At 49.8% G+C, this 7,094-nt stretch carries 4 protein-coding genes; all 4 read right to left on the bottom strand.

Annotated features, from left to right (window positions below; translation table 11 throughout):
- Positions 1 to 407: 407 nt before the first annotated feature.
- On the bottom strand, positions 408 to 695 hold the full coding sequence (locus AWB81_RS48995; protein WP_087135516.1) for a nitrile hydratase subunit alpha: 288 nt from the start codon (positions 693 to 695) through the stop codon (positions 408 to 410).
- Positions 696 to 722: 27 nt separating this feature from the next.
- Positions 723 to 1,247 carry a SagB family peptide dehydrogenase gene (locus AWB81_RS46125; protein ID WP_159939010.1) on the bottom strand — a complete coding sequence of 175 codons (525 nt, stop codon included), beginning with the start codon at positions 1,245 to 1,247 and terminating at the stop codon, positions 723 to 725.
- A gap of 814 nt (positions 1,248 to 2,061) precedes the next feature.
- On the bottom strand, positions 2,062 to 4,290 hold the full coding sequence (locus AWB81_RS39120) for a YcaO-like family protein (protein ID WP_087135514.1): 2,229 nt from the start codon (positions 4,288 to 4,290) through the stop codon (positions 2,062 to 2,064).
- A 33-nt stretch (positions 4,291 to 4,323) separates the two neighbouring features.
- Positions 4,324 to 6,276, bottom strand: coding sequence for a RiPP maturation radical SAM C-methyltransferase (locus tag AWB81_RS39115; RefSeq protein WP_087135513.1), 1,953 nt, complete (start codon positions 6,274 to 6,276; stop codon positions 4,324 to 4,326).
- Positions 6,277 to 7,094 lie beyond the last annotated feature (818 nt).

Raw genomic sequence — 7,094 nt, 5'->3', positions numbered from 1 at the left:
ATACGCAATCGCGCCGCTCCCCTCTCAAGGCCCGCCAAGTCGGGCCGTAGCCCCCTACCGCGCGAGCGGTTTCGTTCTTCGACCCCGAGCTGCCCTTCGGGCCGTCCTGATCCCAGCGTCTGCTTCTAAAGTCCAGCGGACGCACGTCCACGCCGGGCGGCGTCGCTCTTCGCCCATAGCCGACGCTGAGGTTGCGATTGAAGAGGCCGCTTCTATCGGCACCCGAGTTGCGAAAGGGTTGCGAACCAGTTCCTTCATGTTTTACTGAAATCACTGCTCGTGACGCTGATCGCCGCATCGTGACCGAGTTCGAAGAACGTGAAGGCGGGATTTGAAAATTTGGATTGGATTCTCGACGACAGTCCACCTTTCAGCTCCCGCAGATCTTCGATCGTCTGCCCCTGACATCAAACAGAAGCTTCGAAACAACGACATGTGCCGCACGAGCTCCCTACGGCAGCATCGCCTCCGACGTACTGCACACCCAGTTGGTCGTCAGATGGTACTGGCGGTAGATGGATGTGTCTGATCGACGGTGTATCTTCAATTACACGGACTTCGACATTGTCCGGATATGTAAGGCCACATTCCGCACAGGCGCCGCGAGTATCAGTAAAAAGTCTTTTCCGAAACTCCGGATCTGACCAGGATCTCGCCACAATATTTGCTACGAGCTGCTCGGTATCGTCTGGCATGTTTACCTCCAAAGATTGACAACGGGACTACAAAGCACCGGCGACCGCAATTTCACATAAAGCGAAATGGCTTGATTCACGGACTCGCGATACCCTCGAGAACTCAAGAGAATCACCTGTTCCAAGGGCACATACGCCGATGTTGGCTAGACTTGCAGCCAGATAAATCGACTGCAGTGCTACTCCTGCATTGAGCAAAGAAAGTCGGTAGGCGATGTTCTGGTATTTCGAAGCGACCTTTATATAATCGGCTGTTATGACGATCAAGCCACGAGGTCTACCGTTTTCTTTGCCCCAAGTAAGCATTGCTCGCTTTAGAAGGACGTCAACCGCTTCCTGGTCAACGGACACCTCTTCAAGCGACAAGTGACTCTTATTAAAATGATATACGCCGGCCCGTAACTGCCCAGAACCATCATGCACCCAAAAGTATTCAAGTTCGTCAAGGGCCCCAGCTGAGGGATAGTTACACCGATTCCTAATCACGGGCGCAGTTGCGGCATCATGTTCAGCTATTGAAAACCGACGGAGCGTACCGAGCATCGCCAACATATCGCGTGGTCCTATTTCGCCTCTCCTTCCTCTTATGGTTTGTCGCCCGTTGAAGAGATCCCGCGCGAGGTTCGGTGCAATAGCAGCTTCTGTGTCGCGGTAAACTTCACCCCACTTGTTTGTCAGATCAGCGTCTTCTCTCGGAACTAGTGATTGCCGCTGATACGTTCCCGCGCGCACGAGTCGGTCGTCTCGCCTGCGAGTTCGAGCGTGGAACAGGAGATCGTGAAAATCCCATACACGCCAATCATCTTCGGCACATATCGATTGTATGTGCAAAAAACCGGTCTGGAATAAGATGTTTGCAAGTTTGCACACAGGGGACGGAAGCTTTCTAATGTTAATCCTACTCCTACCGAATATCGGTTCAAGGTGAGAGAAATTGTGCACTCTCACTTCTATCCGGATGAGGGGATTGCAGATTACCGTATATCCTGAATTACTTATCAGGTAATTAGCGTCGCACCATTTTACGGTACGTTCAGTGTATAACGTTGTTTGCAGCTTCTCTTGACCAATGAAATGAACCGTACATATACCTGTCTCGCAGTCTCGGAAGTGCACGTTTACGACACCTTGTTCAATCAGTTTGACTACTGTAAATATTGTTAATGCAGTTTGATTGCGAAATTGAATGCTCTTACAGAGAGATCTAATACTAATGGCTTCATGTACAGCGAGTGTGCGAACTATCAAATCGACCAACGTCGATCTATCGCTTTCGCGTTCCGACCGTATATATGTCTCTTTTTCGTCTGATAGCTCAAGTAGGACGTCAGTCTCTTGAGAGAAAAGCTCGCTAATCATGACTTTCCTAAAGGAAGAATGGCGTCGGATTCAGATCACTCTCCCCGATTTTCGCTACGGGGTGACTCAATTCCCATGTCGCATCGTATAGACGACCTGGCCCGAATCGAGGCCAAAAATGCCTCAGCTGAGGAGACAGAATACGGACCGTGCGGAGCGGACATTCTGGCCTTGATAGGTCGACTGCAAAAACTTCAACGTTGCTTTTTCGTAGAGTTGAGATGCTTAACTTGATTTCATCCTCAAGCCACGGTGAAAGACTGGGAATCTTTCGCGCAGTCTCAATACATATCCCGTCTGGATTTAAATGCACATGATCCGCTATTGACTGTTCTCTAAACCACGCTTGCGCAAATCGTGCCGTTGGTCTCACCTGTTCAACGGCATCGTTCGATTCTAGTGTCGCCAGAAACTGGTGAAGTTCACTGACGGCACGTTCAGCAGCGGTCAATGGATCGACGTGACAACCCAATCCTAAGCCTATCCCTTTGCCGTCGTCACGGTGAGAAACAGCGCAATACACCGGAATTCCAATGTCCGACGTTATATCTAGTAGATCAAGGTTGCGACCGACACGCGAATAGTGAAACCGAGCCTGCTCGTACAACTCTCTTGCCCGTCCGATGAGAACGGCTCGGCCCCGGCGCATCCTTCGGTACCACCAGAGTGCCACCGCATCACGCTCGACTAGCTCATAGATACCCTGAAGTGCCGCTTCAGCAAAGGACACACCAGACGCACAGCCGTTAGAATCGGCACGAAAGTCGAGCGAAATTCCATCGCGATGCGGATAGTAAAAGTAACAGTACATGGCCGGAACCAATACTTCCGCCCTTGAGGTAAATGACCACGCTTTTACCCACTTTTGGACACTGTCCTCTTTAGGCTTTTTGCAAACATGGAACATACCTCTGTATTTGTCGTTCCATCGGTTTCTGTTCGAATATTGAAGTTCACTGTAGTGGGCCAGCTCAGTAATACCTATTTTTCGCACGGCCGTATGCCCGACCGCATCGACTAGGTTCTCGTCTCCTCGAAACACCGTTGAATAGCGCTCAATTGCCTCACCCATACAACTCGCACGTGCCTGCTTGTAGGCCAGACCTTTTCCAGCGGAATCGATTTCAAGTGGTGTATCGAGCGCCTTGCATGCCGTGGACCTTGGAACAATCGCCCTACCGTGAAACACGTACTTGTAGGGTTCGGTTTTTACTTCCTTTATGCTTTTTATTATTCCAGTTATGGGACTGAAAACGGTCTGCATCTCTTCGAGTACGGCATCTTCAGTCAGTGATCGAGTACCACCGCTGGCAGATAAGGTGCGTCGAGTGCGGCCCGTTCCGAAGCCTTCGACCATACCGTTCGAAGATCTCGCGATTGGGCGGCCCGGAAAGCGCAGGCTCGTAAGAGAGTGTATTGTCCTTGTCGATGTTTGCGAATTTACAGCGTGGAGCGACGACAGTTCATGTGAATCGTTTTGATTGAGGTTTCTTATCACGCGAACAACGCATTCCAAGAGTTGGATCTGGCTGCCCGGATCAAGAAATGGATTTTCGATAATTGACTTCGGTTTTGCATACGCCCACGCCTCTATTGGGTGTGTCTCGCTGACGCGCGTATGTAAAGCTTCCCAAGTATCAGAATCGGGGTTTATCAACGGCCCGTACCAAATGATCGGCCCCGCGAATCGAAACGGGATCCATGAAACACCCGTTGTTGTCGCCTCTTGTTCGAGTTGGCGCATGCGCGGTGCGATATAACTCCTTGCAAAACACAGCATAACCGTTTTACTGTGTCGTACAGTATTTGTGCTTTTAAACTGAGCGTAGTGTCCTAGCAGTTCTCGAATCATGCATCCGATGCTATGCGGCCATTCACCACGAACAAGAAAGGTGTAGGAGTTGTCTAAAATGTTTTGATCTCTCTTTCCCCATTCACACTCCCCTTCGGCCGACGGTCGAACGAGTATTCTTAGCCTAGCGAGTATATCGACTACATAAAACACTTGCGCAATACGACTAGAAAAGAATCGTCCTGCCAATTCTCCGACTCGTACTGGAGATGCTGCTGACTTACACACAGCAAAAAACAGCTCGCCGTTAAATAGATGTTCCGACTCTCCGTCAAACACTGCGCATCGTTCCGACGAAAGCAGGACGACAGTCACCCCGGGTTTAAGCCGGAGCACGTCATCGAGAGTCGTGAACTGATTATTTAAATCTTGGATGGCATCCATTCACCAACTCCATTCTTAAACCAATATGATGAGCTAGCTTTGAGTTTCAACCGACACATAGCCTCCAGGAAATTGGTCATTTCGAGGAATAAGTCTCTTTGGTGGATAGTTCGCAAGCGCGAGTATTTTCTTTGAGTCAAGCAAGACAAGCTGCCTCGCCTTAAACCATGCCACTACCTGTTGTGTTGCCGATTCCGTCACTCCATATTTTTGTACCTCGGGTCGAAGGTGAAGGGTGGAGATTAGGGTCGGCTCGCGACAAGCGCGATATAAGTCACGGTATAATCCCGTAAGGACATGATATTTCCGTGTACCATCTCGCGTATCAAGGACCACGTCTCTGTCCAAGCCTGGTCTAATTTGGAAATGCCTCCGTCCTGAACCAAAGGCATCACCGAATATGTCTCTCCATTCACGGACCTTTGATTTCAATCTTTCAATCGTACTCGATGACGCGAAACTAGAGCCAAAGTTACTAGAAGATTGGAAGAAGTAAGCGAGATTTTTTATTTCGCTGATTTCGAGGGGGTAAACGAACGAATAGGACCAGTAGGGTTTCAGTGATAGACCGAATCTACACTGCTGCTCATAGTACGGGCTAAACCTATCGTATCGGACACGCGATACCCCCGTGGGCGGCTGCAGATGAGTTATCGACGGTATCAGTTCACAGATTTCGTCAAACCAAACATCGCTTTCGCCGGGTGCGCCCACTAACATGTTCCAGCTAACGTGAATACCTTCTTCTAAGCAAAATTTCAATAACGCCAGATTAGTTAGGCAATTTGTTCCTTTGTCAAGAAGTTCGCACATCGACGTGCTAAGCGATTCAACTCCTGGTTGTATCCAACGGATACCATTCTCTGCCATCTCCTCAACCTGGTTCTTTTTCAGGTTTGCCTTAGTCTCTACGAAAAATCTGACATCTATTCCCTCATCATTGAAACGATTAAAAACGGATCGGATGTAGCGAAGATCTAAAATGTTGTCGGTCAGTGCGATGTCTGCTATGGAATAGCGCTCGCGGATTGCTTTAAGATAACGATATGCGTTGTCTGCGCTCTTAGATCGGAAGGCAATTGAATTATCATTCAGGCCGCAGAAAGTGCAATGTTTAACAGCTCCATACCAGCATCCGCGTGAGGTTTCGGCAGTCACTCCGGGACAAATGGCCGATTGCATCGAATATCTCGAGAGAGCTTCAAAGTAATCTGCGAAGCACGGGACAGGAATTGTATCAACATTCTCGATTACAGCGAGTGGGTAACACCGGGATGCAATTGCTAGTTTCGCAGACCTGCGCGTTAAAACACCTACTTGGTGATCCGCGCAGCGAGCGTCTCCGGCCAAAATTTGGTTGCAAATAGTGGGTAACGTCTCGTTTGCTTCCCCCGAAATGACGTAGTCGATCCAAGGAAAACTTGCAGCGGTCTGCGCTCCCATTGCGCTGTCGCAATTTGCCCCGCCTAACATCGTGATGATGTCGGGTCTAATGCGCTTCACTTCTCTTAAAAGCGCTAAACTCGCGCAGTGTTGCTCAAAAGTCGAGGTGCAGCCGACTATCCGTGGCGACATCTCACAGATTACCGCAGCAGACCTTTTTATGAACTCTGTCGCAAGAGTACGGATTTTTCGAAGTTCGATTGCCAATGATTTTGGATCATTGCACAAAAAATAGGTTGAAAAGACAAATTGATGCCCGTAGGATGGCGTACACACCTGCCGAGCATATTCATACTCGTCCGCATTAAAATCTGGGAAGGCTGCTTTTGAAAACGTAAATTCACCGACCAATTCCGCAGGATTAGTGTACTGTCCCAGCGCGCAATAGCGTTGCAAACCTATTAATTCGGCGAATTCAAAAGTCAGGTACTTACAAACAGTATCAATGCCTGCATCTAGCAGGTTTTGCTTCAGTTGAGAAATTCCGATCGACGGCCGCTCCAACGCAGCATAAGGCGCGGCTATTAAAATCACCTCGGGCACGTTGCCTCCTTGCTGCGGCGTCTAGCGGAATGTCTAGAGGCGGCTGACGTTGGCAAGCGGATTCAAAATTTAAACGTCGTTACTGAGCGTAGGCGACGTGGGAGCTATTCGCAAGCCGAAATGTGACAGCCAGCCTCCAGAGCGTTTCGCTAGTAGCACTCACTCTCATTTTAGTTTCACAAAGTACGATATTTGGCGCCCCGCTCAAAATTGACGAACCATATTAAGAGTTTGTCGTCGGTGCGCTCGATCACATATCTCGCGAAAGTGGTAACTTCGATCTGGCTGTCCTCGCTCGTGTCATCCGAGTGCGCTTGTGGCTGCAAGGAATATCAAACGCGTATTAAGCGACTTTGCGACCGATGGGAACTAGTAAGCGCTCTACGCTCTGAGGGGCGCGCGACTAATTAAATGATGCCGAGTTCTCGACACTCCGATCATATGTAGCGATTCCACGACGTTTTGGGGTAGTGGAAGGCAGTCTAGGCAACCTTCTTGTAACTTCCTTCTCGTGGCAAGGAGAGCGTAGAGGGACCGATGTCAGAGCAAAGCGGCCTTTCAAGTGACCGCCGCTTTGGTCGATCCAGTGGCTGCAACTGGCCGGGTCTTGCCTGTTGGGTATCCGCAGGACACCACCCGTCCGAGTCAGCCCCGTTTCGCAAAATCACGCCCTCCGCTAAGAGCCAATTATCTCGGCGGAGCGGCAACCTCGTGTCGACAGCGACCCGCATTTGTAAGGTCGCTGGACGCGGGTTGTCGCGGCATGGCAAAACGCCTATAATGAGTGGGCATTTTGCCGATATGGAGCATCGATGGAA

Source organism: Caballeronia arationis, from assembly GCF_001544975.2.
GTDB classification, from domain to species: Bacteria; Pseudomonadota; Gammaproteobacteria; order Burkholderiales; family Burkholderiaceae; genus Caballeronia; species Caballeronia arationis.
Note: the sequence above shows the minus strand (reverse complement) of the source record. Positions and strands in the feature narration are given on the sequence as shown.

Excerpts from the sequence above, each read along its gene's own strand:
- AWB81_RS48995 (WP_087135516.1), bottom strand. The coding sequence starts at position 695 with ATGCCAGACGATACCGAGCAGCTCGTAGCAAATATTGTGGCGAGATCC.
- AWB81_RS46125 (WP_159939010.1), bottom strand. The coding sequence starts at position 1,247 with ATGTTGGCGATGCTCGGTACGCTCCGTCGGTTTTCAATAGCTGAACAT.
- AWB81_RS39120 (WP_087135514.1), bottom strand. The coding sequence starts at position 4,290 with ATGGATGCCATCCAAGATTTAAATAATCAGTTCACGACTCTCGATGAC.